Here is a 24,044-nt window from a genome sequence, read left to right as displayed (position 1 = left end):
GATCAACCAATCACGCGGGTCGCGGTGGCGTCCAGCTTAGGTGGGTTTTCAAAGGTGTGGAAAGGTGCTGGTGATGGCACTTCCCACTCAAGGCCTTCGGCAGCTTCCCAAGGTTTTTGAGGTGCTTTTTCGCCTTGACCGCGCATGGTTGGCAGCACCACGAACAAGAAGAAGTAAACCTGTGCAAAACCGAAGAAGAAAGCGCCAACCGAAGCGATCATGTTGAAGTCGGTGAACTGCATAGGGTAGTCGGCATAGCGACGTGGCATGCCCGCCAAACCCAAGAAATGCATCGGGAAGAACGTGACGTTGAAGGAAATCAACGACCACCAAAAGTGAATCTTGCCGCGTGTTTCGTTGTACATCACACCGGTCCACTTGGGCGACCAATAGTAGTAACCAGCGAACAGCGCAAACAATGAACCCGCCACCAACACATAGTGGAAGTGGGCCACCACGTAATAAGTGTCTTGCAACTGAATGTCGATCGGGGCCATGGCCAGGATCAGACCGGTGAAGCCACCCATGGTGAACACGAAGATGAAGCCCACAGCGAACAGCATGGGGGTTTCAAAAGTCATGGAACCACGCCACATGGTGGCGATCCAGTTGAAGATCTTCACAGCGGTTGGCACGGCAATCAGCATCGTGGCGTACATGAAGAACAGCTGGCCAGTCACGGGCATGCCGGTGGTGAACATGTGGTGAGCCCACACGATGAACGACAGAATGGCAATTGACGATGTGGCATACACCATGGAAGCGTAACCAAACAGCTTCTTGCGTGCAAAAGCGGGCACGATCTGGCTGATGATGCCGAAAGCCGGCAAGATCATGATGTACACCTCAGGGTGACCGAAGAACCAGAAAATGTGCTGGTACATGACCGGGTCACCGCCACCAGCGGGGTTGAAGAAACTGGTGCCGAAATGACGGTCTGTCAGTGTCATGGTGATCGCGCCAGCCAAAACAGGCATCACAGCGATCAACAGGTAAGCGGTGATGAGCCAGGTCCATGCGAACATGGGCATCTTCATCAAGGTCATGCCAGGTGCGCGCATGTTCAAGATGGTCACGATGATGTTGATCGAACCCATGATGGACGAAGCACCCAGGATGTGCATGGCAAAAATACCAGCGTCCATCGAGGGGCCCATTTGCAGAGTCAGGGGCGCGTAGAGGGTCCAGCCAGCAGCGGGTGCGCCGCCAGGCATGAAGAATGAACCGACCAGCATGCCAGCTGCAGGAATCATCAGCCAAAAGCTGAAGTTGTTCATGCGGGCAAAAGCCATGTCTGAAGCGCCGATTTGCAAAGGCAGCATCCAGTTTGCAAAACCCACGAAGGCGGGCATGATCGCGCCGAACACCATGATGATGCCGTGCATGGTAGTGAACTGATTGAACAGTTCAGGGTTGACCACTTGCAGGCCTGGCTGGAACAACTCAGCACGGATACCCAGTGCCAAGATGCCACCGATCATGAGCATGGTGAAGCTGAACAGCAGGTACAAAGTACCGATGTCTTTGTGGTTGGTGGCATACACCCAACGACGCCAGCCCGCAGGCGCGTGACCGTGATCGTCATGGGCGTGATCGTGATGGTCTAAAACGGCACTCATCTTGATTTCCTTTGATTTGAATACGGTACGGCTTATTTGCGAGCGGCCAGAACTTCAGCCGGTTGCACGATTTGCCCGGTCTTATTGGACCAGTTGTTCTTGGTGTAAGTGATCACAGCAGCGATCTCGGTGTCGGACAACTGTTTCCATGCGGGCATGGCACCGTTGTTTTGACCATTCAGCAAAACCGCCACCTGTTTGGACTTTTCGGCATCCAACACGACAGCCGAACCATCCAAAGGCTTGATAGCGCCAGCGCCTTTGCCGTTGGCTTGGTGGCAAGCAGCACAGTTGGCCGCGTAGACCTTCTCACCACGCTTGGCCAGATCGTCCAAGGCCCAGACTTTGGCTGGATCATCGGCTTTGGCTGCTTGTTTTTTCTTCTCTGCCACAACCCAAGCCGCGTAGTCTTCAGCAGACAACACCTTCACATGGATGGGCATGTAAGCGTGCTCTTTACCGCACAGCTCTTGACACTGACCGTAAAAATCACCCGTTTTCTCGGCGCGGAACCAGGTGTCACGCACGAAACCAGGAATTGCGTCTTGCTTGATACCGAAAGCAGGCACAGCAAAGGCATGAATCACGTCGTTGGCAGTGGTAATCACACGCACTTTCTGACCCACGGGCACCACCAGCGGATTATCAACTTTCAGCAAGTAGTTATCGCCCTCGGGCTTGCCCGCATCGGACATCGCACGCTGTGCAGAGTCCAAGGTAGAGATGTAGCTCAGACCTTCGCCTTCGCCTTTGATGTAGTCATAACCCCATTTCCACTGGTAACCAGTGGCCTTGACGGTCAGATCGGCGTTGGTGGTGTCTTTTTGAGCCACCAACACTTTGGTGGCGGGCAAAGCCATCAGGATCACAATCAGGAAAGGCACTGCGGTCCAAATCACCTCGACGGTGATGGACTCGGTGAAAGTCGCGGGTTTGTGGCCTACAGATTTGCGGTGCTTCCAAATGGAATAGAACATGACCGCAAAGACGGCAATGAAAATCACCGTGCAAAGGATCAACATGAACCAGTGCAGCCAGTGTTGCTCTTCAGCGATTTTGGTCGCTGCAGGTGCGAAGTTGAGCTGATTGACCGCTGGGCCGCCCGGCAAGTCATTGACCGCATGAGCAGCCGTGGCCAGCCATGCACCCGCAAAAATGCCCGCGCGGGATAGCAGCGAAGCCAATTGGTTGGAAATATTCTTCATGGTTCTCACTAACTTCCAAGACTCTGTTGAACTCACACCCTTGGCAAACTAGGCTAGGCCCCGTTTGCCGCCAGACATCACGCAGAACGCAACGCCCTTCTGATTTCTCGCGCCAACACTTGGCGCAACTCGGGGCGCACAAAACGCCCCACCTCGATCGAACGACCCTCACCCGACAATTCAATCAGGCTGTGGTCGCCAGACTTTGGCTCCACTCTGACCCATTGACGCGCAAACTCTGCCCGCTCAAGGCGCCCGGCAGATTCACATTCCACCACCAGGCTGGTGCCTTGCAATGAAATCCACTCACCATCAGTCGCGTGCCGTGCATAGGCCAAAAAAGCCAAACCAACCAACGTGATTTCCAAGCCTGCAAATGCCAACACCAAAGTAGCACCTTGCAGCCAGAAAAACAGCCCAATTCCCAATGACACCAAACACAAAGACAGGTAAAGCCAGCCCAACTGGGCGGGTGTTACCGAGCAATTGCGCCTGAGCCGCCAATGAATGGCAGGGCCAGACTCTTGTGCGAACTGGTATGTGGGATTTGACACGCGTCAACTTTCAATAACCTAACACGCTAACAAGCATGCATTGTGGCTAAAACCGGCCGGATTTTACCCGAGTTACGAAAGGGTTTTGATTCAACTCAAACTTTGTCGGCTTTACCCGTTGTGCTGTGCAACATTTGCCGCATCTGCTCAAGACCAATCTCTGTTTGCGCACTCACTCTGACGCGCGGCCGGGGTTTGAGGGCATGACCATACACAATTTCGAAACTCAGCGTCAACCGCCCGCCCTCTTCTGGGCGGGCCAGGGTCAATAAAAGCTGGTTCAGTTGATCGCGCCAACGGCGTCCACGCAAACCAGCAAAACGCTGAACATGGAGGTTTCGCCCCAACTCACGCAATTCGGCCAGCATGCGCTCAGGTGTTTCGTAAGTGAGGGTGATGCGCTCCATGTCCATCACAGGCTCTGCAAAACCCGCCTCGACCAACATGTCGCCCCAATCGTGCATGTCGGTAAATTCATGGGCGGGCTCAGGCCAGCCTTGCTGGGCATAGGCGTTGCGCAATTCCCGCAAAGTATCGGGACCCAAACAGGAAAACATCAAAAACCCATCCACCGCCAACGCACTGTGCCAGGTTCTCAGCAATTTTTGAGGTTGGGCAGCGGTGTGCAACAGCATATTGGCCCACAGCATATGGACTTGGCCCTCGGGTGGCAGCCCCACCTGAATGCGTGGCCCCAACCAGCGAGCAGCTTGCCACCAGTGTCCCTGCACCGCCGATCGTGCCGCCAACGCCTGGTCAGCGTACGCGCTGTTCAGCCACACCTGGGCCTTGGGGTAGCGTTTTTGCAAAGCCTTGTGCGCCAACAGGCCGCCACGCGCAGGCTCCCAATGCGCCCAAGTGGTCGGCTGCAGTTTGATGAAGTCCAGCCTGTCCTGCATGCGAGAGGCCACCTCTTCGTGCAGCCAGGGCGATCTCATCCCAACGGGGTACGCCGCCCAACGGGCAGCAGCAACAGGGTCCAGCGACGGGGGGCGTTCGGGTGCAGACATGGCCAAGGCAATAAAAAAAGGAAGCCTGTTCCAGGCGAACAACAGGTTCGGTCCTTGTGATCAGGGGGTGGCGGCAGTATATTGATTTCATGTGGCCCAACTGGTTCAAGGCAATAGGCTCAAAGCCCACGATGCACCGACCGGACCGTGCTTGGGGCTGGCTGCCCAGCCGCTGCGCAGTCTGCCAAAGCTGGCCGCAAGCCACCTTGTGTGATGCCTGCATCAGTCGCTTTGCGCAACCGCAGCACCGCTGCCTCACCTGCGCCCTGCCTTTGGCCCATCTGGCCGAACGATGCGGCACTTGCCTGAAATCCCCGCCACCACTGGATTTGTGCCTAACCGCCACGGCCTACGCCTGGCCCTGGGTCGACCTGATTGCCGACTTCAAATTTCACCAAAAGCCAGGATGGGTCGGGCCTTTGGCCACCCTGATGCTGAGCGCCCATTGGGCAGAAGACACCCTGGACGCGGCCGACTGGGTGCTGCCCATCCCGCTGTCAAAGCAGCGTCTGGCCGAGCGAGGCTACAACCAGGCCTGGCTGCTGGCACGTCAGCTCAGTCCGCACAAAGCGGATGCCCATTTGTTGCTGCGCACCCGCGACACGCCCTCACAGCGCAGCCTGCCCCGGGCTGATCGGCTGGCCAATCTGGTGGGCGCTTTTGCGGTAGAGCCCTTGCGTGCCGCACAACTGCGCGGCAAAAAGGTGGTCCTGGTGGACGACGTGATGACCAGCGGCGCCTCGCTGCACACCGCCGCCCGCGTGTTGCGCCAAGCTGGCGTGATCCATATCAGTACCCTGGTGCTGGCACGGACCGAAACACACCACGATGCCTGAATCCCCCATGGGTGACCGCAACAGCCAAGGCACAATACGGGCCATGTTTCATATCGTCTTGGTTGAGCCCGAAATCCCGCCGAACACCGGCAACATCATCCGGCTGGCCGCCAACACCGGCTGCACGCTGCACCTGATTGAGCCCCTGGGCTTTTCAATGGACGACAAACACATGCGACGCGCGGGCCTGGATTACCACGAGTACGCGGATTTGCGCCGTCATGCCGATTGGGCCTCTTTTTTGAACAGCGAAAAGCCAGATCCCCAACGCATGTTTGCTTTGACCACCCGAGGCAGTCGCGCTGCCCACGGTGTGGCCTTTGCGCCCGGCGACTGGTTGGTGTTTGGCTCTGAAACCCGGGGTCTGGCCCCTGAACTGCGCGAGCAGTTTGCGGCTGCACAGCGCATCCGCCTGCCCATGCGCGAAGGCCAGCGCAGCCTGAATCTGTCCAACGCCGTGGCGGTCAGTGTGTTCGAAGCCTGGCGGCAAAACGGCTTTGGCGGGGCCAGCGCTGACCCGAGCGGGGCTGTTCAGCCGTAAAGACGCACCAGCGACTCGGCTGCACACACCGGTTTGTCGCTGCCTTCACGTTCCAAGGTCACATTCCACTGCAATTGCAAACCATTGCCCTCAATGGGCGTGGCCGAATGCAAATGCAAATGCGCTCGCAATCGGCTGCCCACCGGCACTGGGGCCATGAATCGCACCTTGTTCAGGCCGTAATTGACCCCCATACGCGCCGAAGTGACGACGATGGTTTTGTCAAAAAATTGCGACAACAAGGACAAGGTCAAAAAGCCGTGCGCGATCGGCGCACCAAACGGGCCTTGCTTGGCCCTCTCCACGTCGACATGGATCCATTGGTGATCGCCCGTCGCCTCGGCAAACTGGTTGACTTGCTGTTGGGTGATCTCCACCCATTCGGTCGCGGCCACATCCTGGCCGACACAGGCGGCCAAATCGGCCAAGGTTGCAAATGTTTTCATGCGCCCACTGTATTCACCTTGTCAAAACCGGGCTGTCGATGTTGGGACACTGGCCAATGGCATGGCCAGAATTCGCCCGCACTCTTACGCTGTTTGCCACCACACGCCAACGGCACTGACGCTGCTGAACCTGACAAGTCCGGTTGCCGCCGCTGTCGTTTTTCGGCTCCGCCCGGCGGTGCCCCGTCAGCGCCCTGAATCGGCTGCGTCCGTGCGCATTTTGAGCAAATCAGCACGCAAGCGGGCCAGCTCGACACGGTAATTTTCGGCATCGCCGTAATCGGCAAAGCCGTGGTAGTGCGCATGGGCCTGCATTGTGCGGCGCGCGTGCTTGATGGGGCACCAGTATTGCTCGGTCAGGCCCACCACCTCGCGGCCATACGCCATCAAGCCGTTGCCGTAAGAACAATACGCACAGTTGATTTTTTCAAGCCAGTTCAAATAGGCCAAGTGAGTGCGATCGAACACAAAATAGTCGGCCCGCTTGACCCGAGGAATGCCGCACAAGGGGAAACAAACCCACTGGTACAGCGTGACAAAAGCATCGAGCAACAGCATCGGAAAAAGCACTGGGTAAATGAAGGGCACACACAGCACATGCCGCCACTCGGCCGTCAGCACATAGCCCCACAAACCGGCTTTGAAACGCTTTTGCTGGGCCAGCACTTCTTTTTCAAAGCGCACTTTGTGCACCTCAAAATCGGCCTGCCACTGCTGGCGTCGGCTTTTGGCCTCTTGCTCTATGGCCGCTTCCAGTTGCTGAATGCGGTCCAGAAATTCCTGAATTTTGGGGTTCATGAGGGCTCCTAGCACGGGCATGGGCAGACACACCCGGTTCACACAACAGTTCAAAGTGGGCCACATCCTTGGCCTGCTTGACTTTCATCAAAGCCTGCAATCGTCGGGCCTCACACACTGAACCATGGCAGCGGATCACCATAACACCACACAGGGCCTGACAACAGCCCAGGCGGCCACACGACTGGCACAAGACGGCACCAATGAAATCGGGCAAGCCAACCGACGCTCCGTGTGGCGTCGCCTGGCCGACATGTTGCGCCAACCCATGCTTGCCTTGCTGGTCACGGCAGCAGTGCTGTACATGCTGCTGGGGGACCTGACCGAGGGCATGACACTGTCTGTGTTTGTGCTGGCGGTGCTGGTGCTCAGTTTTTATCAGGAAGGGCAATCCGAAGCGGCCATCGAGGCCCTGCGGCAACTCACACAACCCCAGGCAAGGGTGCTGCGAGACGGGCAGACGCAGCTGATTCCTGCCAGCAACGTCGTTGTCGGAGACTGGCTGTTGCTGTCAGAAGGCGACAGGGTGGCCGCCGATGGCAGGCTGCTGACGGCCAACAACCTGCAAATTGACGAATCCCTGCTGACGGGTGAATCCATGGCCGTTGACAAGGTTCTGCCCGAAATGCCAGCCACAGACCGGCTGGCTGACCAGATTCCACTTCCAGCCTCGTGCGTTCATGGCGGCACTTTTGTGGTTCGTGGCAGTGGGCGTGCACAAGTCACCGCCACCGGCATGCACAGCCAGATTGGCCAGATCGGCCAAGCGCTGACCCAAGTGCAGCAGGCCGACACCCCCTTGCAACGACAAACCGCACGGCTGGTCAAAGTGCTGGCCAGCCTGGTGGGAGTGCTCTGTGTTGTGATGGTGCTGACCCTGGGTTGGCGCACCGGGCAATGGCTGCCTTCTTTGCTGGCAGGCATCGCCTTGGCCATGGCCATCCTGCCGGAAGAATATTCGGTGGTACTCACGCTGTTTCCGGCCATGGGGGCACGCCGACTGACACGCGAAGGCGTGCTCACCCGTCACATCAATGCCATCGAAACCCTGGGGGCAACCAGTGTGTTGTGTACCGACAAAACCGGCACCCTGACACAAAACCGCATGACCGTGACCGCGCTTGCGGTGCCAAGTCAGACAGGCATGGCAGAACCTGGCGACATCGTGCACTGGACCGATCCTTCGGGCACGCCCTACCCAACAACCCCTGCCGAGGCACCTCTGTCTTCGGCCTTTCACCCCTTGATCGAACACGCTATTTTGGCCAGCGCCCCCACGCCCTTTGACCCAATGGAAACCGCCTTCCATGCCATGGGCCAACGCCAGCTGAATGACACCAACCGGGCGTTCGGCGCGGGCCAACTGGTGCAAAGCTACGCCCTCAGCCCCAGCCTCAAAGCCATGTCGCATGTCTGGCAATTTGAGCAAGTGGAGGACCGCGTTGTCTCGGCCAAGGGCGCACCCGAGGCCATCATGGACCTGTGCCACCTGAGTGATGGCGAGCGCCAACGTTGGCTGACCTGCGTCGCACAGATGGCCGCGCAGGGCTTGCGTGTGCTGGCGGTGGCGCACAGTCGCTTTGAAGGCGATGACTACCCAGATAGCCCGCACGCTTTTGACTTTGAATGGCTGGGTCTGATCGGCCTGACCGACCCCTTGCGCCCCGAAATTCCGCAAGCCGTGGCCGACTGCCAATCGGCGGGCATCCAGGTCATCGTGATCACGGGCGACTTCCCGGTCACCGCCCGCGAAATCGCACGTCAAGCTGGGCTGCCAGAAGGCACCACGCTGAGCGGCGAAGAACTCGACCGCCTGAGCGATGCGGCCTTGCGTGAGCGCCTGAGCCACGTCACGGTGTGTGCACGCATCTCGCCGCACCAAAAGCTGCGCATTGTTCAAGCGCTGCAAGCCAACGGCGAAGTGGTGGCCATGACAGGCGACGGCGTGAACGACGCTCCGGCCCTGCAAGCCGCACATGTGGGCATCGCCATGGGCGCACGCGGTACCGATGTGGCACGGGAAGCTGCCGACCTGGTGCTGGTGGACGACAACTTTGCATCCATCGTGCGTGGCATTCGCTTGGGCCGACGCATCTTCGGCAATCTGCAAAAGTCGATGCACTACATCTTTGCCATCCACATCCCGATTGCCGGTATCGCGCTGATCCCCATGGTCATGGGCTGGCCTGCCCTGATGCTGCCGCTGCATGTCGCCTTGCTGGAACTGGTGATTGACCCGGCCTGCTCTTTGGCCTTTGAAAGCGAGCCCGAAGAAGCCGATGTGATGCAGCGCCCACCGCGCGACACCCATGCACCGCTGTTCGGCGCCCAAGCCATCCTCTTGGCCTTAGGCCAAGGCCTGTGCGTGCTGGCCAGTGTGGCACTGACCTTCGCTTTGGCACAAGTGGACTCGGGGGCCTGGCCCACCGCCTTGAGGAACAACTGGCCGGCCCAACTGCACCTGAGCTTGCTGAGTGAAGCACAAATACGCGCCATGGTCTTCATCACCTTGATCGCGGGCAATGCCGCCCTGATCTTGTCCAACCGTGCGGGCGGCGGCCATTTCTGGCACCACTTGCGCAAGCCCAATTCCGTGGCTTATGGGGTGATCGGACTCGCTTGGGTTTTTCTGGCCCTAGCCATCCATTGGCCTTGGCTGGCTGAGCCGTTGAAGTTTGAGCCTTTGCCCCTCTGGCCGACGCTCATCGCGACAGGATCCGGCTTGCTCAGTGGGGTCAGCGTGTCGCTGCTGCAATGGGTGGCCGCTGCAGGGCCTGCTCTGGCACGAACAGGACGTTGCTAGCGCGCAGGCCAAGTCAACACCACCCTCAAGCCGCCCAGTTCGGCGCTGCGCTCCACCAGGACGTGCAGGTGATAACGCTGCGCCAAGCGACGCACGATCGACCAGCCCAAGCCACTGCCGTCGGCACCATTGCCGGGCACCCGGAAAAACCGGTCCCCCAGACGTGACAGATCTGCATCGCTCAATCCCGGACCACTGTCTTGCACCACCAGACGCGGCAAGGGCAATGCATCCCATGCCACCTGAATGCGGGCACCTGCTGGGCTATAGCGCTGGGCGTTGTCCACCAAATTGCCCACCAGCACCCCCACCAAACCGGGCGGCATTGGCAAGGGCAATGTTTGCGGGGCGTCCAGACTCAGGATTTGTTGCTTGGCAACAGCCTGCGGCCCCAGGTCGGCCAAGGTCGCGCGGGTTTCAGCCACGGCGTCACACGCCACAGCCCCCGGTGCCACGCCATCGGCATCCAGCCGGGCCAATTGCAACAACTGGGCGACCAGCCGAGTGGCGCGGTCGCAGCCTTGCAGCACAGCGTCCAGCGCGGTTTGGCGCTCACTGCCCGTGTCGGTGCCACGGGCCACTTGTGCCTGCATGCGAATGGCGGCAATAGGCGTTCGCAATTCATGCGCGGCATCGGCTGTGAAGCGGCGTTCGCCGTCCATTTGTTGCGCCATTTGTTCGAACAAACGGTTCAGCGCCCTCACCAGCGGTTGCACCTCGGCAGAAACCCCCTCGCTCAAAGGCTGACGGGCATCGGGGTGACGCTGCGCGACGGTTTGGCTCAGTTGGCGCAAAGTACCCAAAGACTGAAAAATGGTGCCCCAGATCAACAAAGCCAACACCGGTAAAGCCAACAACATGGGCACGATGGCCGACTGCAATCCTGCGTTCAAAATGTCTTTGCGCGCCGTTTGCAATTCAGCCACCAGCACCCAAACATCGCTTTCACGTCCAGGCGTGGCAAAAACGCGCCAAGCTTGCTGTGCTTGCCATTGATTGGAAATACCGCTTTGCCCCAAGGGCGCCAAGGGCACCAAAGGGGCTTCGTTTGAACGAAAGATCAAGTCCTTCTCGTGCCAAATTTGAAAAGCCACGCGCGGTTGGTATTTGTGCAGCACAGCTGCCGTGGTGAAATCGTCATCGTGTTCATCGCTGGTTTGCACCGCCAGCACAGCGGCCGTTTGCGCCAAATGGGCGTCCAGCAACTCACTGAGCTCGTGCTCGGTCTTGAGCCAGGTCATCACCAACACCAGCGTCCAGATCAGCGTGGTGACGAACAACAAACTCAGCGACAAACGCCACTGCAAAGAAGTTGTACGCCACGCTGTCATGCGGAACCCAAAGGAGGGTCAGTCAGGGCAAGCGGCTTGATCTGCTGGGGCAACATATAGCCCACACCCCGCAAGGTCTCGATGACATCGGCACGGAGTTTTTTGCGCAGGTTGTAGATGTGCACCTCCACCGTGTTACTGCTCACCTCGGTGCCCCACTGGTACAAGTGCTGCTCAATTTGCCCACGCGTCAAAACACGGCCTGCATGCAACATGAAAATTTGCAGCAACTCGTATTCGCGCAGCGACAACTCCACAAGTCGCTCATCGAGCCAAACCTGACGGGACACCGGGTCAAGGCGCAAAGCCCCCGCCTTCAAGCTGGGTTCTGCGACCCCATGGGCCCTGCGTACCAAGGCGCGCAAACGAGCCGCCAGCTCCAACAGATCGACAGGCTTGACCAAATAATCGTCGGCACCGGCATCCAACCCCGCAATGCGATCGGGCACGCCATCGCGAGCGGTCAAGATCAATACCGGCGTGTTGATTTTTTGCCGTCGCACCGCCGACAGGCATTGCATCCCATCCTGGCGAGGCAAGCCCAAATCCAGTACTGAGGCCTGATAGACACCGGTCAACAACTCGCGCTCTGCCGCCACGCCGTCGCGCACCCAATCGATCTGGAAACCCTGCTGTTGCAGCCCCGCCTTGAGGCCAGAGCCCAGCAATTCATCATCTTCAGCCAGTAAAACGCGCATCTGAAAATCCTGAATGGGTGAATGAAAAATCAATCGTCATGGTCTTCAGATTGTGCCTTGCCGGGTGCAGCGACCAGTGCACTGACGCCAGGCTCAGGCGAGGTGTGCGGCGAAATCTGCCACTGCCAGACCCAGAAAAAAAGCACAGCAGCCAGCAGTAAAAGCGCCAAAACCGAGTGGTTCGACTTGATCAAGTCAGGCCCTGTGCCCTCCACACGCCCGGTGAGCATGGGGGTCGCCAGATTACGACGTCGCAGCAAGCTGAGGCCGATCACACCCGAAACGTGCGCCAGCACCGCCAGCAACATGACGTTGCCAAAGAGCTCGTGCACCTCTTCCATCCATTCCCCGGTGAACTCCTGGTAGGTGACATAACCCGACAAAACCACGGGTGCGATGGCCGACAAAACAAGAACTACCGACAGCGCCATGTACAGGTTTTGCGTCTGCCGCCAAGATGCCTGGCCTGTGCGCACGCCATTCCACCAAGCGCCCAGACCTCGCAACTTGCCCCACATCGCAGACAGGCGTGCATGGCGAGGCCCCATCAAACCCCACACCACACGAACAAGCAGCAAACCGCCCAGCGTGTAGCCCAGACTCACATGCACCAGCCTGAATATTTCACTCTCGGCAGTGAGGTAAGCACCCACAAAACTCAAAGCCAGCAAGGCATGCAAGACGCGGGTGAAAACATCCACCGTCCGCCGGGTGGGAGTCGTTGCATCGGTCTGCACATGCCCTAACGAAGAAGTATTCGACATCATTTCAACCTCGTGGTGTTCGTGAACGTTGCCCCACATCAGCGTGGAATACGCACTTGATGTTCATCAAAATTCCCCTGCTCGGCTTGGGTGTGGCAAGTGCCGCATTGGGCGGCACTCTTGATGCTGACGCGCTTCCAAACAGCGGCATCCAGCTCGCGGTGCTTGCGGGCAAACCAGGCCGAACGGGTGATGCGGTCTTCTGGCGGCTCTACGCGCACACGCTGGTAGGTTCCTGCGTTGGCCACTAGCCAGGCAGACACTTGCTGCACTTGCGCAGGCTCCAGCGATGCATCGGTGCCGTAATGACGGTCAAGCCTTGTCATGATGCGTCGCCACGATGGCGCGGGCAACATGCCCGGCGGGTAGGCCATGTGACAGGCCGCACATTCCTGCTTGTAAACGCTGAGCACCTGCGCGGGCATGAGGCGTCCATCGGCCACAGCAGGGACAGACACGGCCCAGACCAAGGCACAGAACAAGCCATGCAAAGACGCTGATTTCACAAAAAAATGGCGCTTCATTTCAAGCCAATCAGGTAAGCCAGCACATCCGCCTTTTCAATGGCCGTGCACTCGCGCGACAACACATCTTTGCAATTGCGTTTGAACCATTTGTCCACCTTGGCACTGTCGGTCAAGCGCTCGGCATTGAAGGCCGGTGCCAAGGCCGCGATCTTCTTGCCCGTGGACGCGTGCTGACTGTCGCGGGTCGGGGGCTGACCGTGGCACGACGCGCATGACCATTCACCACCCTGCCGCTGACCAAAAAACACTTGGCCCTTGACCGCATCACCGGCTTGTCCGGCAGCTTGTTGCCAACGCAACAATTCTGTTTGAGGTGTGGCCGCCATGGCCGGGACGCCCCCGATCAAAGCAAGCCCGATACCCGTTTCCACGGCCATGCGCCGGAATCTTCTGAAATTCAACATGAAATCAGCCTTTCATCTCAGCTTGAAGATTAAAGGCCTGACATGAAGTGGCTCTTAAAAGGAAGGCACCGGCCACAAGCGGCCAACATCACCAAAGATGGTGTAGTGCAAAGGTAGTTTGGTGGGCGTTGCAGACAAAAGGCAAGGTGAACCGGATAATCATCCACCGAATTTCAGAACGCACTGAAATACGAAACCAAGCGACTCAGTCGGTCAACGCTTCGATGCGGCTCGCGGGCAAAACCAACATGAACGTCGAGCCTTTGCCCACTTCGCTCTGGATGCGAAACTCACCGCCATGGCGTTGGACCACATGCTTGGCAATGGCCAGCCCCAAACCTGTGCCACCTGTTTCGCGTGATCGGCTGCGGTCCACGCGATAAAACCGCTCTGACAAGCGCGGCAAGTGCTCAGGTGAAATCCCTGGCCCAGTGTCGCTCACCGAAAAAGTGGCACCGTCCGACGTGCGGGACCAAGCCACATGAATCGCCCCACCGGCCGGGGTGTAGCGGATGGCATTGCTCACCAAATTAGACATGGCACTGAGCAATTCAGACTGCACACCCAACAAGGCCCAACGCGGTGCGGGCTCAAACACCAAATCGTGAACTGGCCCGCGTTCCTCCCCATCGTGGCCGGACAACACGCTGGACAGCGCCACCGCATCCGCGGCCAAGCGGCTCATCAATCCAGGCAAGTCCACCTTTTCGTACAAACCCGGTGGCAAACTGCCTTCGAGCTGGGACAAGGTCAACAAATCGGCCACCAGGCTTTGCATGCGTTCTGCTTGCACTGCCATCAGTTGCAAATAGCGCTGTTTTTCTGCTTCTGCCAAGGGAATGGATTGCAGGGTTTCAACAAAACCGCTCAGTACCGTCAAGGGTGTTCGAATCTCGTGCGACACATTCGCCACAAAATCACGGCGCATGGCATCGGCCAGCGTCACGGAGGTGATGTCGCGGGTCAGCAACAACAGCTGCCCCTCGCCATAGGCATGCAACTGCACCGACAACTTGGGGGTTTGTGCCAAGGAACTGGCTCGACCATCCATGACCACGTCCGAGTCGTGCACATCCAGGGCGAAATACTTGGAAAAAACCGGGTCGCGCACCAAGTGAACGATGTGCTGGTTCAAATCCCGTCGGGCATCCAGCCCCAAGTGGCTCGATGCGGTGGAATTGCACCACTCAATGCGGCCCTGGGCGTCGAGCAAAGTCACCCCGTTGGGTGAGGCTTGAATGGCTTGCAAGAAATACTGCAAACGCTGCTCTGCGGCTGCGGCCTGCTTTTCGCGTTGCCTCAACAAGCGCTGAATGCGGTGGGCGATCTCAGACCAAACACCTGTCCAAGGGAGCGGCGTATGCAGGTCAGCTTGGGACAACCAACGTTCTATGCGGTAGGTTTTCCAGATCAAAAAAACCGCAAAAACAAACACAGCCAGCAAAGCCGCCATAGCGGCCTCGGTCAAGCCAGTCCACCACCAAACCGGCAAAGCGACGACGGCGGTCCCCAAAAAAAGCTCAAGCAATGAGACGAGCATTCAAATACAAAGTTATGTCGAAGGTGAACCGGTCATGCGGTAACCGGCACCGCGAACGGTTTCGATCATACTGCCCGCCTCGCCCAAAGATTCGCGCAAGCGCTTGACGTGCACATCCACCGTGCGCTCTTCGATGTAAACGTGATCACCCCAGATTTTGTCCAGCAACATACCGCGCGTGTGCACACGCTCCGGGTGCCGCATCAGGTATTGCAAGAGCTTGAATTCGGTGGGGCCGACCTTGATGGGCTTGTCTTGCCAGCTCACGCGGTAAGTGTCCGCATCCAATTGCAAATCACCGAGCATGACGGCACCGCCCACAGATTCAGGCACCCGACGGCGCAACACAGCGCGAATTCGGGCCAGCAGTTCGCTCGGCGAAAACGGCTTGACGATGTAATCGTCGGCGCCAGCGTCCAGGCCCGCCACACGATCGGCTTCGTCGCCTCGCGCTGTGAGCATGAGAATCGGGACGGCCTTGGTCCGCGCGGATGAGCGCCAGCGTCGGGCCAATGCCAAACCGCTTTCACCGGGCAGCATCCAGTCCAGCAAAATCACATCGGGCAAGATGTCGTCCAGTTCGCGCTGCGCAGATTCAGAGTCCATGGCCCACACAGGTTGAAAACCGTTGTGGCGCAAGTTCACAGAAATCAACTCGGCGATCGCGGACTCATCCTCCACGATCAGAATTTTGGGCAGGCTTCTCATTGGACCGCTTTTTCAATTTCCGTCAATGCGGTGTGGCGCACATCGGCACCCTTGACCACGTAAATCACAAACTCGGCAATGTTCTTGGCGTGATCGCCAATGCGCTCGATCGCCTTGGCCACGAACAGCAAATCCAGACTGGCCGAAATGGTGCGTGGATCTTCCATCATGTAAGTGATCAACTTGCGCACAAAGCCGTTGAATTCGGCGTCGATCAGATCGTCTTCTTTCAAAATGACCAGCGCGGTGTTGACATCCAGACGCGCAAAGGCGTCCAGCGCTTTGCGCAGCAAGCCCGAAGCCAAATCCGAAGCGATGCGCAACTCGGATGAAGGCAGGTTGCGTGGGCTGCCTTGTTCAAGAATTTGTTTGACCATGCGGGCAATGCGCTCGGCTTCGTCACCCGCGCGTTCGAGGTTACCTGTGATCTTGGAGATCGCCATCAACAAGCGCAAATCGCGTGCGGTGGGCTGGCGACGGGCAATGATGGAAGCCAACTCGGCGTCAATTTCGACCTCGAGGGTGTTGACTTGCTTTTCAGTGGCAATGACTTGGTTGGCGACTTCCATGTTGAACTGGGCCAGGGAGTAGACGGCATGGCGCGTTTGCGACTCCACCAAACCACCGAGCTCCAGAACGCGCGATGACACGTTGGTCAAATCGGCATCGAATTGGCTAGAAATGTGTTTTTCCATGGTGCTTCTCCTGATCAGCCAAAACGGCCAGTGATGTAGTCTTCGGTCTCTTGACGGGCGGGCTTCATGAAAATCTGTTCGGTTTGACCGAACTCGACCAACTCGCCCAAATACATGTACGCCGTGAAATCAGACACACGGGCCGCTTGTTGCATGTTGTGCGTGACGATGGCCACGGTATGGTCTTTCTTCAACTCACTGACCAGTTCTTCGACCTTGGCCGTCGAGATGGGGTCAAGTGCAGAAGTGGGCTCGTCCAGCAAAATCACAGCAGGCTTAACGGCCACGCTGCGGGCAATGCACAGGCGTTGCTGCTGACCACCCGACAGCGACAAACCGCTTTGGCCCAGCTTGTCTTTGACTTCGTTCCAGATGGCCGCCTTGGTCAAAGCCCATTCCACACGCTCATCCATGTCGGCTCGGCCCAACTTCTCATACAAGCGAATGCCAAAGGCAATGTTGTCGTAGATGGACATCGGAAAGGGTGTCGGCTTTTGAAACACCATGCCAACACGGGCACGCAGCAAGTTCAGGTCTTGCTTCGCATCCAAGATGTTTTGCCCATCAAAATTGATCTCGCCTTCGGCACGCTGACCGGGATACAGGCTGTACATGCGGTTGAGTGTGCGCAGCAAAGTGGATTTGCCACAGCCCGAAGGACCGATGAAGGCCGTGACCTTGTTCTCGGCAATGTCGAGGTTGACGTTTTTCAGGCCTTTGAAGGTTCCGTAGAAAAAATTCAAATTGCGAATTTGAATCGCACTTTTCAAAGGCAGCGCTTGAGTTACAGGCATGTGGGTCCCATCATTCAAAAATTAGGCTTGGGCTTTGTCGCGGAAGAATGCGCGAGCCAAAATGTTCAAGATCAAAACGGTCAAAGTCACCAGCAAAGCACCCGCCCAAGCCAGACGAATCCAGTTGTCGTAGGGGCTCATGGCAAATTGGAAAATCACCACAGGCAGGTTGGCCATGGGCTTGCTCATGTCGGCATTGAAGAACTGGTTGTTCAGCGCCGTGAACAGCAAAGGTGCGGTTTCGCCACTGATGCGCGCAACGGCCAATAACAAGCCAGTGATCACGCCGCTCTTGGCCGCACGCAAGGTCACAGAGAGTGATACTTTCCAGCGCGGTGCACCCAGTGCAAAAGCGGCCTCGCGCAAATTACCAGGCACGAGACGCAGCATATTTTCTGTGGTCCGCATGATCACCGGCACGGCAATCAGGGTCAAAGCCAAGCTGCCGGCGTAGCCAGAAAAAGTCCCCAAAGTGGCCACCGCAATCGCGTAGACAAACAAGCCGATCACGATGGAGGGCGCTGACAACATGATGTCTGTGACAAAACGGGTCAGCTCGGCTGTTTTGCTCTGGTCGCCGTATTCGGTCAGGTAAATGCCCGCCAAAATGCCAACGGGTGTCGCCACCAACACGGTGAGTCCGACCATCATCAAGCTGCCCACAATGGCGTTGCGCAAGCCACCGCCTTCGGTGCCGGGGGCTGGTGTGTCCTGGGTCAGCAAGTTCAAATCCAGGGCGGCAAAACCGTTGGAGAACAACACCACCAAAATCCACAACAAGACCGTCAGGCCCAAGCCCATGGCGACCATGGAAGTCACCATGCCCCAGGCATTGGCCAGACGGCGACGGCGGTACAAACCTTCATTCATGTTCATCGCCATGTCAGAACCCCTTGGCTTTTTCAGCCCGATTGATCATGATTTTGGCAGCCGCCAAAACCACGAAAGTGATTACAAACAGCAAGAAGCCGAGCGCGAAAAGAGAAGAAATATGGAGGTCATCGGCTTCACCAAACTCGTTGGCGAGTGTGGAAGCGATGGAGGTGCCTGGCGAGAACAAGGACGTGGGCATGCGGTTGGCGTTGCCGATCACAAAGGTCACCGCCATGGTTTCACCCAATGCACGGCCCAAGCCCAGCATGATGCCGCCGATCACGCCTTTTTGGGTGTACGGCAGGACGATTTTGCGCACAACCTCCCAAGTGGTGCACCCCAGCCCGTAGGCCGACTCACGCAGGATGGGCGGTGTGATTTCGAACACATCGCGCATCACAGCGGCCACAAATGGCAAGACCATGAAGGCCAGCACAATGCCGGCAGCCATGATGCCCATGCCGTTGGTGGCGCCGCCAAACAAGAAACCGATCAGGGGCATGCCCCCCAGCAAATCACGCAGAGGCACCTGAACGTAATCGGCAAACAAGGGGGCGAAAACGAATAGGCCGAACATGCCATAAATGATGGACGGCACGGCCGCCAGCAACTCGATGGCAGTGCCTAAGGGGCGACGCAACCAAACAGGGCAGGTTTCGGTCAGAAAAACCGCAATGCCAAAGGCCAAGGGCACCGCCACCAGCATGGCAATGCCGGCACTGGCCAGTGTGCCCACGATGGCAATCGCCGCACCAAATTCTGCGTTGATGATGTCCCATTCAACGTACCAAATGAAGTGGGTACCGAACTTGGCAAATGTGGGCCACGCATTGATGAACAAGGACACGATGATCCCCGCCAAAGCCACCAGAACCAACAGGGAAAACAACTGCGTCAGGCGGTGAAACACCATGTCTTGCAGCCGCTGCCGCTTGACCACGGCCTGCATATTGCTTGCGCTGTCTGCACCGGAAAGGGGGGTTTGCATGTCTTGGCCCATCAAACAAATCTCATCCAACTAAAAAAAATGATCCGCCGGTCGCTGGATAACAACCGACGGATGGCAGGCATGGGCCTGGATTACTTCTGAATTTGCGACCAGACTTTGGAACGGATCTGATCGGTCAAGCTGTCAGGCAATGCCACATAGTCCAGATCAGCGGCCATTTTCTTGCCATTTTTGAAGGCGTAGTCAAAGAATTTCAGGGCTTCGGCAGAGGCCGCTTTGTCTGCGGGGTTCTTGTACATCAAGATGAATGAAGCCGTACTGACAGGCCAGCTGGTAGCACCTTTGGCATTGACCATGGACACGCCCATGCCCGGCACGCTGAACCAGTCGGCGCTGGCAGCCGCTGCGGCGAATGTCAAATCGTCTGGACTGACGTATTTGCCATCGGCGTTCTGAATTTGCATAAATGTCATCTTGTTCTTTTTGACATAAGCGTATTCCACGTAACCCAAAGAGCCTTTGACGCGGTTCACGTTGGCAGCCACACCTTCGTTGCCCTTGCCGCCGACCGATGTCGAGGCTGGCCACTTGACCGCAGCGCCCTTGCCCACCGAGTCAGCCCAGTCTTTGCTGACGGCACTCAGGTAATCGGTCCAGTTGAAGGTGGTGCCCGAACCGTCGGCGCGGTGCACGATGGTGATGATTTCGTTGGGCAGGTTTTTGCCAGGGTTCAGCGCTGCAAACTTGGGGTCGTTCCACTTGCTGATCTTGCCCATGAACATCTCGGCCATCACAGGTCCGGTCACGCGCAGTTCACCTGGCTTAAAACCGTCCAAGTTGATCACAGGAACAGTGCCGCCAATGACAGCCGGAAACTGGACCATGCCGTCTTTGTCGAGTTCTTCGCCTTTGACGGGCGCGTCGGTCGCACCGAAAGTCACGGTCTTGGCACGGATTTGCTTGATGCCACCGGACGAGCCGATAGATTGGTAGTTCATGCCAGTGCCGGTGGCAGCTTTGTAGCTTTCGGCCCACTTGGCGTAGATGGGGAATGGAAATGTGGCACCTGCGCCAGTGATGTCGGCGGCAAAACTGGCAGCGGCAACAGCGCTCAAGCCAATGGCGGCCACAAAAGATTTCAATTTCATCATGTCAACTCCTGTTCAGGGGTGAAAAATTCTAGACATCACCCACAAGGCTTTTGTGAGGACTGATTGAACTTTAGCGGTGTATTGTGACAATACCGTGTCAAAAATCACATTGACGGACAGGAACGCCTCGTTGGCAGCAGGTCAAATGCAGATTTTTTCTGGCCCACGTCAAAGGCCTGGTCAACATGCCAGCGCCTGGTCGGCTTACCCCAGCTGGCCAGGCGCACAGATCTCGAAATAGAACAGCCGACAGCCCAGACAATCCGATGGAAAGGGGGCATTTCGTGTGCGCGCACCCACAAGGGGCAACGCGCACATGAGCCTATTTACAGGCCGATCAAACCACCATCTTGGCGGGTGATGACAAGGGTGGCTGAGCGGGGACGACCCTGGGGACCGACACCCTGATTGCCAGGCCAAGTGCTCTGGGGCGCTTCACCGGACGACAAGGGCTTGGACAACTCGCCTGGGTGCTGAATGTTCACAAACAAGGTGCGGCCATCTGCGGTTTCGGTGATGCCCGTGACTTCTGCGCCGCTGGGTGAGACCAGGAAGCGGCGCAATTTGGCCTCACCCAAAGCAGCGCCTAAAAAAGTTTCTTGGGTGCCGGTTTGCTCAACGCCACCCACCACCATCTTGTTTTTGACAGTGACCTTGCCACCGTCGCCCACCTGACCAGGAATGGCGGCCAGCAGCATGCAGTTGGTTTCGTCGGTGTACGCGCCGTCGTCCGTTTGAATCCAGCAAATGCCGGTGGCTTTGCTGAACCACAAGCCATCAGGCGACGAAAACGAATTCTTGGCGGTCAGGCCCGACAAATTGGCATCGCCCATGTCTTCTTCAGCGCCAAACAAAAAGATGTCCCAAGCAAAGGCCTTGGCGGTGCTGCTGTGGCCAGCCTCTTTGAAACGGATGATGTGACCATTGGGGTTTCCGGCCATTTTTTTGCCGTCCAAGTCCATGTAAGCGCGGGGGTTGGCCGAGTCCACTTTGGTGGGCGTCCGGTTGGCGGCACTGTTGTTGGTCAGTGAAAAATAGATCTCACCATTGCGGTGGTTGACTGCGCCCCACTCTGGACGGTCCATCTTGGTGGCCCCGACCGCGTCTGCGGCATGCCGGGCGTTGACCAACACATCGGCCTGATTGGAAAATTGATAAGGCGCATGCTGAGCAACACGCGGGTCAGCGATGTTCAGCTCCAGCCATTCACCCTGCCCGCTCGCGTCAAAGCGAGCGACGTACAACTTGCCTTCACTCAGGTATTTGTCACCGGCCAGCATGCCGCCGCCCACATCACGCGGGTCCCACACGGCAGCGGTCACAAACTTGTAGATGTATTCGTTGCGCGAGTCACAGCCCATGTAAAACGCCAGCGGCTCACCTGCCTTGGGCACGCCACACACAGCGGCCTCGTGGGCAAAGCGGCCCATGGCCGTGCGCTTGGCAGGCGTGGAATTGGGTGCCAGCGGGTCGATCTCGACGATGAACCCAAAGGTATTGGCTTCGTTGCGGAAATCTTTCTCGGCACTGGCTCCCGAGGCAGCCAAGTTCCAACGGGCAAAGCGGTCGTCTGTGGCCGACACGGTGTACCAGCCTTGGCTGGCGGCTTTTTTGGCACCCGCAACCGGTGCCGCTGCAGCCACGCCGTAGCGTTTGCGCGAGGCGACTTCCTTGGCAGACAATGCCGCGCCTGCGCCAGTGGTCTGGAAGTAAAACGCCCAGTTTTCCTCGCAAGTCAAATAAGTGCCCCATGGGGTCTTGCCGTGACCGCAGTTATTGAGCGTGCCACGGGCCATGGCCCCTGCTGTGTCCCAGCGGCTGACCATGAAGTTGCGAACGTCTTCGATGTGCGCACGGGGACCGCTGACGCGCACGGGAGTTTGCGCTGTGATGCGGCGGTTCAGCGCCGAGTCTTGCTTGACGCGCCAGCCTTGCGGGGTCTTGACTATTTCGAACAGCGAAACGCCATGCAGGTTAATTTCTTTGAGCACTTCCAACTCAGGGCGAGTGCCCAAATCCCATTCGCCAAACTGGTCGAATTTTTTACCACTGACGTTGTTGGACGTCTGGCCATTGGGGTGCAGAAAATGCGCGTCGGCCGAGCTTTCGTGGTTGACACACAACACGGCGCGGCCCGTTTCTTTGTCGGAATATCGGCCATTCGAATCGATGTAATAAATGTCCATGCCGTCATGGTGATCGCCAACACGGCGTGACCAGTCGTCCGATTCGAGGCCTCGGTTGGAGTAAGCGGCCAACGCCGAATCCAGTGCATCACCTGTGGCGTGCAACACGCTGTACTGGTAGCCCGGAGGCAGCATCACGTTGTCGAGCAGGCTTTTTTCGACCGCTGCAAAACCCAAGGCGCTGGGCGCAGCGGCCATGCCAGAAGTCAGGGTTGCGCAGCCGGGCAACATGGCCAGGCCGGCCAAGCCCAAACCGCCGCGCAACAGGCCACGGCGCTGGGGGTTTTGCAAGGACTGGGCCAATACGTCCTGAAAGTGAGGGTTGTCAGAGGTGTTGCAAACAGGGTCAAAGTCGTGGTTGGACATGAAAAGCTCCAGTTAGAAAAGCTTGATTTCATGGTTTTACTGTGACGGCTTCATGGCTTTTTTTTGACAACTTGAAGACACCCAAAGCGCAAAGGCGCTGAAATGGCGCCGAACAAGTAGCGAACGGGTGTGTCATGGCGTCGTCATAAATTCATGACAAAATTCAAAGACTACATTTCCAGAATCATCGAAAGATAAAACATGAGAGTCGGTATCAACGGCATGGGCCGCATTGGCCGTTTGGCATTGCGTGCGGCCATGGGCGCCGCCGAGCGCCAGCCAGAGGACCCCCGCGCAGGCAATCGCCTGGAGGTGGTGCATCTGAACGAACTCAAAGGCGGCGCAGCGGCCACAGCGCATTTGCTGGCCTTTGACAGCGTGCAGGGCAAGTGGCGCGAGCGCATCGAAGCTGAGGGCGACAACCAAATCCGCATCGGCGAGCGCACCCTGGGCTTTTCATCACACGCGAACCCGGCCGACATTCCCTGGGGCGATATGGGTGTGGACCTGGTGCTCGAATGCACAGGCAAGTTCCTCAGCCCGGAAACCATTCAAGGCCACCTGGACCGGGGTGCCAAACGTGTCATCGTGGCCGCCCCCGTGAAGGTGGGCGATGTGTTGAACATCGTGGTGGGCATCAACCACACCCAATACAACCCCGCCAAAGACCGCATCGTCACGGCCGCCTCTTGCACCACCAACTGCCTGGCTCCAGTGGTCAAAGTGGTGCACGAAGCCATTGGCATTCGGCACGGGCAGATCACCACCATCCACGACCCCACCAACACCAACTTGGTGGTCGATGCGCCGCACAAAGACCTGCGTCGCGCCCGCAGCGCCATGACCAGTCTGGCCCCCACCACCACCGGCAGCGCCACGGCCATTGCCCTGATCTACCCCGAACTCAAGGGCAAGCTCAACGGCCATGCGGTGCGTGCCCCAGTGCTCAACGCTTCACTGACCGATTGCGTTTTCGAGATGAAGCGCGAGACCAGCGCCGAAGAAGTCAACGCCTTCTTTGCCGCCGCAGCCCAAGGCCCGCTGGCTGGCATCCTCGGTTACGAAACCCGCCCCTTGGTCAGCGCAGATTACGCCCGCGACACACGCAGCGCCATCGTGGACGCGCTGTCCACCCTGGTGACCGACGGCACGCTGCTGAAAATTTACGCTTGGTACGACAACGAAATGGGCTACGCCTGCCGCATGGTGGACTTGGCTTGCCACATGAACGAAGTCGGCATCTGAG

General features: G+C 57.9%; 23 protein-coding genes. 4 read left to right on the top strand and 19 right to left on the bottom strand.

Features of this window, described 5'->3' with window-relative positions:
• Window positions 1–2: 2 nt before the first annotated feature.
• The 4 genes from ctaD to BN3544_RS08180 all read right to left on the bottom strand — a co-directional run bounded on the left by ctaD (window position 3) and on the right by BN3544_RS08180 (window position 4,388).
• Window positions 3–1,619, bottom strand: coding sequence for a cytochrome c oxidase subunit I (ctaD, locus tag BN3544_RS08195; RefSeq protein WP_019430550.1), 1,617 nt, complete (start codon window positions 1,617–1,619; stop codon window positions 3–5).
• A 32-nt stretch (window positions 1,620–1,651) separates the two neighbouring features.
• Window positions 1,652–2,824, bottom strand: a complete 1,173-nt coding sequence (coxB, locus tag BN3544_RS08190) for a cytochrome c oxidase subunit II (protein ID WP_019430551.1) — start codon at window positions 2,822–2,824, stop codon at window positions 1,652–1,654.
• A gap of 77 nt (window positions 2,825–2,901) precedes the next feature.
• The gene (locus tag BN3544_RS08185; protein ID WP_026036757.1) at window positions 2,902–3,378 is read right to left on the bottom strand and encodes a DUF2244 domain-containing protein; all 477 of its coding nucleotides are present in this window, start codon (window positions 3,376–3,378) and stop codon (window positions 2,902–2,904) included.
• A 95-nt stretch (window positions 3,379–3,473) separates the two neighbouring features.
• Window positions 3,474–4,388 (bottom strand): hypothetical protein, encoded by a 915-nt coding sequence (locus tag BN3544_RS08180; protein WP_019430553.1) that lies wholly within the window; start codon window positions 4,386–4,388, stop codon window positions 3,474–3,476.
• 131 nt (window positions 4,389–4,519) lie between these two features.
• Between BN3544_RS08180 and BN3544_RS08175 the strand changes: the two genes are divergently transcribed.
• Both BN3544_RS08175 and trmL read left to right on the top strand, forming a co-directional pair.
• A complete protein-coding gene (locus BN3544_RS08175) occupies window positions 4,520–5,224 on the top strand; it encodes a ComF family protein (RefSeq protein ID WP_026036758.1) in 705 nt (234 codons plus the stop codon).
• Window positions 5,225–5,267: 43 nt separating this feature from the next.
• Complete coding sequence (trmL, locus tag BN3544_RS08170) at window positions 5,268–5,765, top strand: tRNA (uridine(34)/cytosine(34)/5-carboxymethylaminomethyluridine(34)-2'-O)-methyltransferase TrmL (protein ID WP_036075322.1); 498 nt, start codon at window positions 5,268–5,270, stop codon at window positions 5,763–5,765.
• Here the strand turns inward: trmL and BN3544_RS08165 are convergent.
• Both BN3544_RS08165 and BN3544_RS08160 read right to left on the bottom strand, forming a co-directional pair.
• Complete coding sequence (locus BN3544_RS08165) at window positions 5,756–6,211, bottom strand: MaoC family dehydratase (RefSeq protein ID WP_019430556.1); 456 nt, start codon at window positions 6,209–6,211, stop codon at window positions 5,756–5,758. The two genes, trmL and BN3544_RS08165, sit on opposite strands and share 10 nt — an antisense overlap.
• A 186-nt stretch (window positions 6,212–6,397) precedes the next feature.
• Complete coding sequence (locus tag BN3544_RS08160) at window positions 6,398–7,009, bottom strand: hypothetical protein (RefSeq protein ID WP_036075325.1); 612 nt, start codon at window positions 7,007–7,009, stop codon at window positions 6,398–6,400.
• A gap of 124 nt (window positions 7,010–7,133) precedes the next feature.
• Between BN3544_RS08160 and BN3544_RS08155 the strand changes: the two genes are divergently transcribed.
• A complete protein-coding gene (locus BN3544_RS08155; RefSeq protein ID WP_019430559.1) occupies window positions 7,134–9,812 on the top strand; it encodes a cation-translocating P-type ATPase in 2,679 nt (892 codons plus the stop codon).
• Here BN3544_RS08155 and BN3544_RS08150 read toward each other — a convergent pair.
• The 13 genes from BN3544_RS08150 to BN3544_RS08090 form a co-directional block, all read right to left on the bottom strand.
• Window positions 9,809–11,143, bottom strand: coding sequence for a histidine kinase dimerization/phospho-acceptor domain-containing protein (locus BN3544_RS08150; RefSeq protein WP_019430560.1), 1,335 nt, complete (start codon window positions 11,141–11,143; stop codon window positions 9,809–9,811). The genes BN3544_RS08155 and BN3544_RS08150 overlap by 4 nt on opposite strands.
• The gene (locus BN3544_RS08145) at window positions 11,140–11,841 is read right to left on the bottom strand and encodes a response regulator (protein WP_019430561.1); all 702 of its coding nucleotides are present in this window, start codon (window positions 11,839–11,841) and stop codon (window positions 11,140–11,142) included. The genes BN3544_RS08150 and BN3544_RS08145 overlap by 4 nt, the downstream gene beginning before the upstream one ends.
• Before the next feature lie 29 nt (window positions 11,842–11,870).
• On the bottom strand, window positions 11,871–12,605 hold the full coding sequence (locus BN3544_RS08140; RefSeq protein ID WP_231733936.1) for a cytochrome b/b6 domain-containing protein: 735 nt from the start codon (window positions 12,603–12,605) through the stop codon (window positions 11,871–11,873).
• A 38-nt stretch (window positions 12,606–12,643) separates the two neighbouring features.
• Complete coding sequence (locus BN3544_RS08135; RefSeq protein WP_019430563.1) at window positions 12,644–13,129, bottom strand: diheme cytochrome c; 486 nt, start codon at window positions 13,127–13,129, stop codon at window positions 12,644–12,646.
• A complete protein-coding gene (locus BN3544_RS08130; RefSeq protein ID WP_036075264.1) occupies window positions 13,126–13,536 on the bottom strand; it encodes a DUF1924 domain-containing protein in 411 nt (136 codons plus the stop codon). Before BN3544_RS08130 ends, BN3544_RS08135 begins: the two co-directional genes overlap by 4 nt.
• 205 nt (window positions 13,537–13,741) lie before the next feature.
• Window positions 13,742–15,049: a phosphate regulon sensor histidine kinase PhoR gene (phoR, locus tag BN3544_RS08125; protein ID WP_231733935.1), complete on the bottom strand. Its 1,308-nt coding sequence runs from the start codon at window positions 15,047–15,049 to the stop codon at window positions 13,742–13,744.
• A 39-nt stretch (window positions 15,050–15,088) separates the two neighbouring features.
• Window positions 15,089–15,784, bottom strand: coding sequence for a phosphate regulon transcriptional regulator PhoB (gene phoB, locus BN3544_RS08120; protein WP_019430566.1), 696 nt, complete (start codon window positions 15,782–15,784; stop codon window positions 15,089–15,091).
• Complete coding sequence (gene phoU, locus BN3544_RS08115) at window positions 15,781–16,479, bottom strand: phosphate signaling complex protein PhoU (protein ID WP_019430567.1); 699 nt, start codon at window positions 16,477–16,479, stop codon at window positions 15,781–15,783. The genes phoB and phoU overlap by 4 nt, the downstream gene beginning before the upstream one ends.
• Before the next feature lie 14 nt (window positions 16,480–16,493).
• A complete protein-coding gene (gene pstB / locus BN3544_RS08110) occupies window positions 16,494–17,273 on the bottom strand; it encodes a phosphate ABC transporter ATP-binding protein PstB (protein ID WP_019430568.1) in 780 nt (259 codons plus the stop codon).
• Window positions 17,274–17,294: 21 nt separating this feature from the next.
• Window positions 17,295–18,149, bottom strand: a complete 855-nt coding sequence (gene pstA, locus BN3544_RS08105; RefSeq protein WP_155820528.1) for a phosphate ABC transporter permease PstA — start codon at window positions 18,147–18,149, stop codon at window positions 17,295–17,297.
• 7 nt (window positions 18,150–18,156) lie between these two features.
• Window positions 18,157–19,134: a phosphate ABC transporter permease subunit PstC gene (gene pstC / locus BN3544_RS08100; protein ID WP_231733934.1), complete on the bottom strand. Its 978-nt coding sequence runs from the start codon at window positions 19,132–19,134 to the stop codon at window positions 18,157–18,159.
• A gap of 92 nt (window positions 19,135–19,226) precedes the next feature.
• Window positions 19,227–20,246, bottom strand: coding sequence for a phosphate ABC transporter substrate-binding protein PstS (gene pstS / locus BN3544_RS08095; protein ID WP_019430571.1), 1,020 nt, complete (start codon window positions 20,244–20,246; stop codon window positions 19,227–19,229).
• Between the two features lie 326 nt (window positions 20,247–20,572).
• Window positions 20,573–22,798: a PhoX family protein gene (locus tag BN3544_RS08090; protein ID WP_019430572.1), complete on the bottom strand. Its 2,226-nt coding sequence runs from the start codon at window positions 22,796–22,798 to the stop codon at window positions 20,573–20,575.
• A 201-nt stretch (window positions 22,799–22,999) separates the two neighbouring features.
• Between BN3544_RS08090 and BN3544_RS08085 the strand changes: the two genes are divergently transcribed.
• Window positions 23,000–24,043, top strand: coding sequence for an ArsJ-associated glyceraldehyde-3-phosphate dehydrogenase (locus tag BN3544_RS08085; protein WP_019430573.1), 1,044 nt, complete (start codon window positions 23,000–23,002; stop codon window positions 24,041–24,043).
• Window position 24,044: the final 1 nt, after the last annotated feature.

The sequence above is a fragment of the Limnohabitans sp. Rim47 genome, assembly GCF_001517545.1.
Lineage (GTDB): Bacteria > Pseudomonadota > Gammaproteobacteria > Burkholderiales > Burkholderiaceae_C > Limnohabitans_A.
Note: the sequence above shows the minus strand (reverse complement) of the source record. Positions and strands in the feature narration are given on the sequence as shown.

Coding starts and splice junctions, on each gene's coding strand:
- pstS (WP_019430571.1), bottom strand. CDS start 20,246: ATGATGAAATTGAAATCTTTTGTGGCCGCCATTGGCTTGAGCGCTGTT.
- pstA (WP_155820528.1), bottom strand. CDS start 18,149: ATGAACATGAATGAAGGTTTGTACCGCCGTCGCCGTCTGGCCAATGCC.
- BN3544_RS08165 (WP_019430556.1), bottom strand. CDS start 6,211: ATGAAAACATTTGCAACCTTGGCCGATTTGGCCGCCTGTGTCGGCCAG.
- pstB (WP_019430568.1), bottom strand. CDS start 17,273: ATGCCTGTAACTCAAGCGCTGCCTTTGAAAAGTGCGATTCAAATTCGC.
- coxB (WP_019430551.1), bottom strand. CDS start 2,824: ATGAAGAATATTTCCAACCAATTGGCTTCGCTGCTATCCCGCGCGGGC.
- BN3544_RS08085 (WP_019430573.1), top strand. CDS start 23,000: ATGAGAGTCGGTATCAACGGCATGGGCCGCATTGGCCGTTTGGCATTG.
- BN3544_RS08150 (WP_019430560.1), bottom strand. CDS start 11,143: ATGACAGCGTGGCGTACAACTTCTTTGCAGTGGCGTTTGTCGCTGAGT.
- phoB (WP_019430566.1), bottom strand. CDS start 15,784: ATGAGAAGCCTGCCCAAAATTCTGATCGTGGAGGATGAGTCCGCGATC.
- BN3544_RS08155 (WP_019430559.1), top strand. CDS start 7,134: ATGGCAGCGGATCACCATAACACCACACAGGGCCTGACAACAGCCCAG.
- BN3544_RS08140 (WP_231733936.1), bottom strand. CDS start 12,605: ATGTCGAATACTTCTTCGTTAGGGCATGTGCAGACCGATGCAACGACT.
- BN3544_RS08130 (WP_036075264.1), bottom strand. CDS start 13,536: ATGTTGAATTTCAGAAGATTCCGGCGCATGGCCGTGGAAACGGGTATC.
- ctaD (WP_019430550.1), bottom strand. CDS start 1,619: ATGAGTGCCGTTTTAGACCATCACGATCACGCCCATGACGATCACGGT.
- trmL (WP_036075322.1), top strand. CDS start 5,268: ATGTTTCATATCGTCTTGGTTGAGCCCGAAATCCCGCCGAACACCGGC.
- BN3544_RS08175 (WP_026036758.1), top strand. CDS start 4,520: ATGCACCGACCGGACCGTGCTTGGGGCTGGCTGCCCAGCCGCTGCGCA.
- pstC (WP_231733934.1), bottom strand. CDS start 19,134: ATGCAAACCCCCCTTTCCGGTGCAGACAGCGCAAGCAATATGCAGGCC.
- BN3544_RS08135 (WP_019430563.1), bottom strand. CDS start 13,129: ATGAAGCGCCATTTTTTTGTGAAATCAGCGTCTTTGCATGGCTTGTTC.
- phoU (WP_019430567.1), bottom strand. CDS start 16,479: ATGGAAAAACACATTTCTAGCCAATTCGATGCCGATTTGACCAACGTG.
- BN3544_RS08180 (WP_019430553.1), bottom strand. CDS start 4,388: ATGTCTGCACCCGAACGCCCCCCGTCGCTGGACCCTGTTGCTGCTGCC.
- BN3544_RS08160 (WP_036075325.1), bottom strand. CDS start 7,009: ATGAACCCCAAAATTCAGGAATTTCTGGACCGCATTCAGCAACTGGAA.
- BN3544_RS08090 (WP_019430572.1), bottom strand. CDS start 22,798: ATGTCCAACCACGACTTTGACCCTGTTTGCAACACCTCTGACAACCCT.
- BN3544_RS08145 (WP_019430561.1), bottom strand. CDS start 11,841: ATGCGCGTTTTACTGGCTGAAGATGATGAATTGCTGGGCTCTGGCCTC.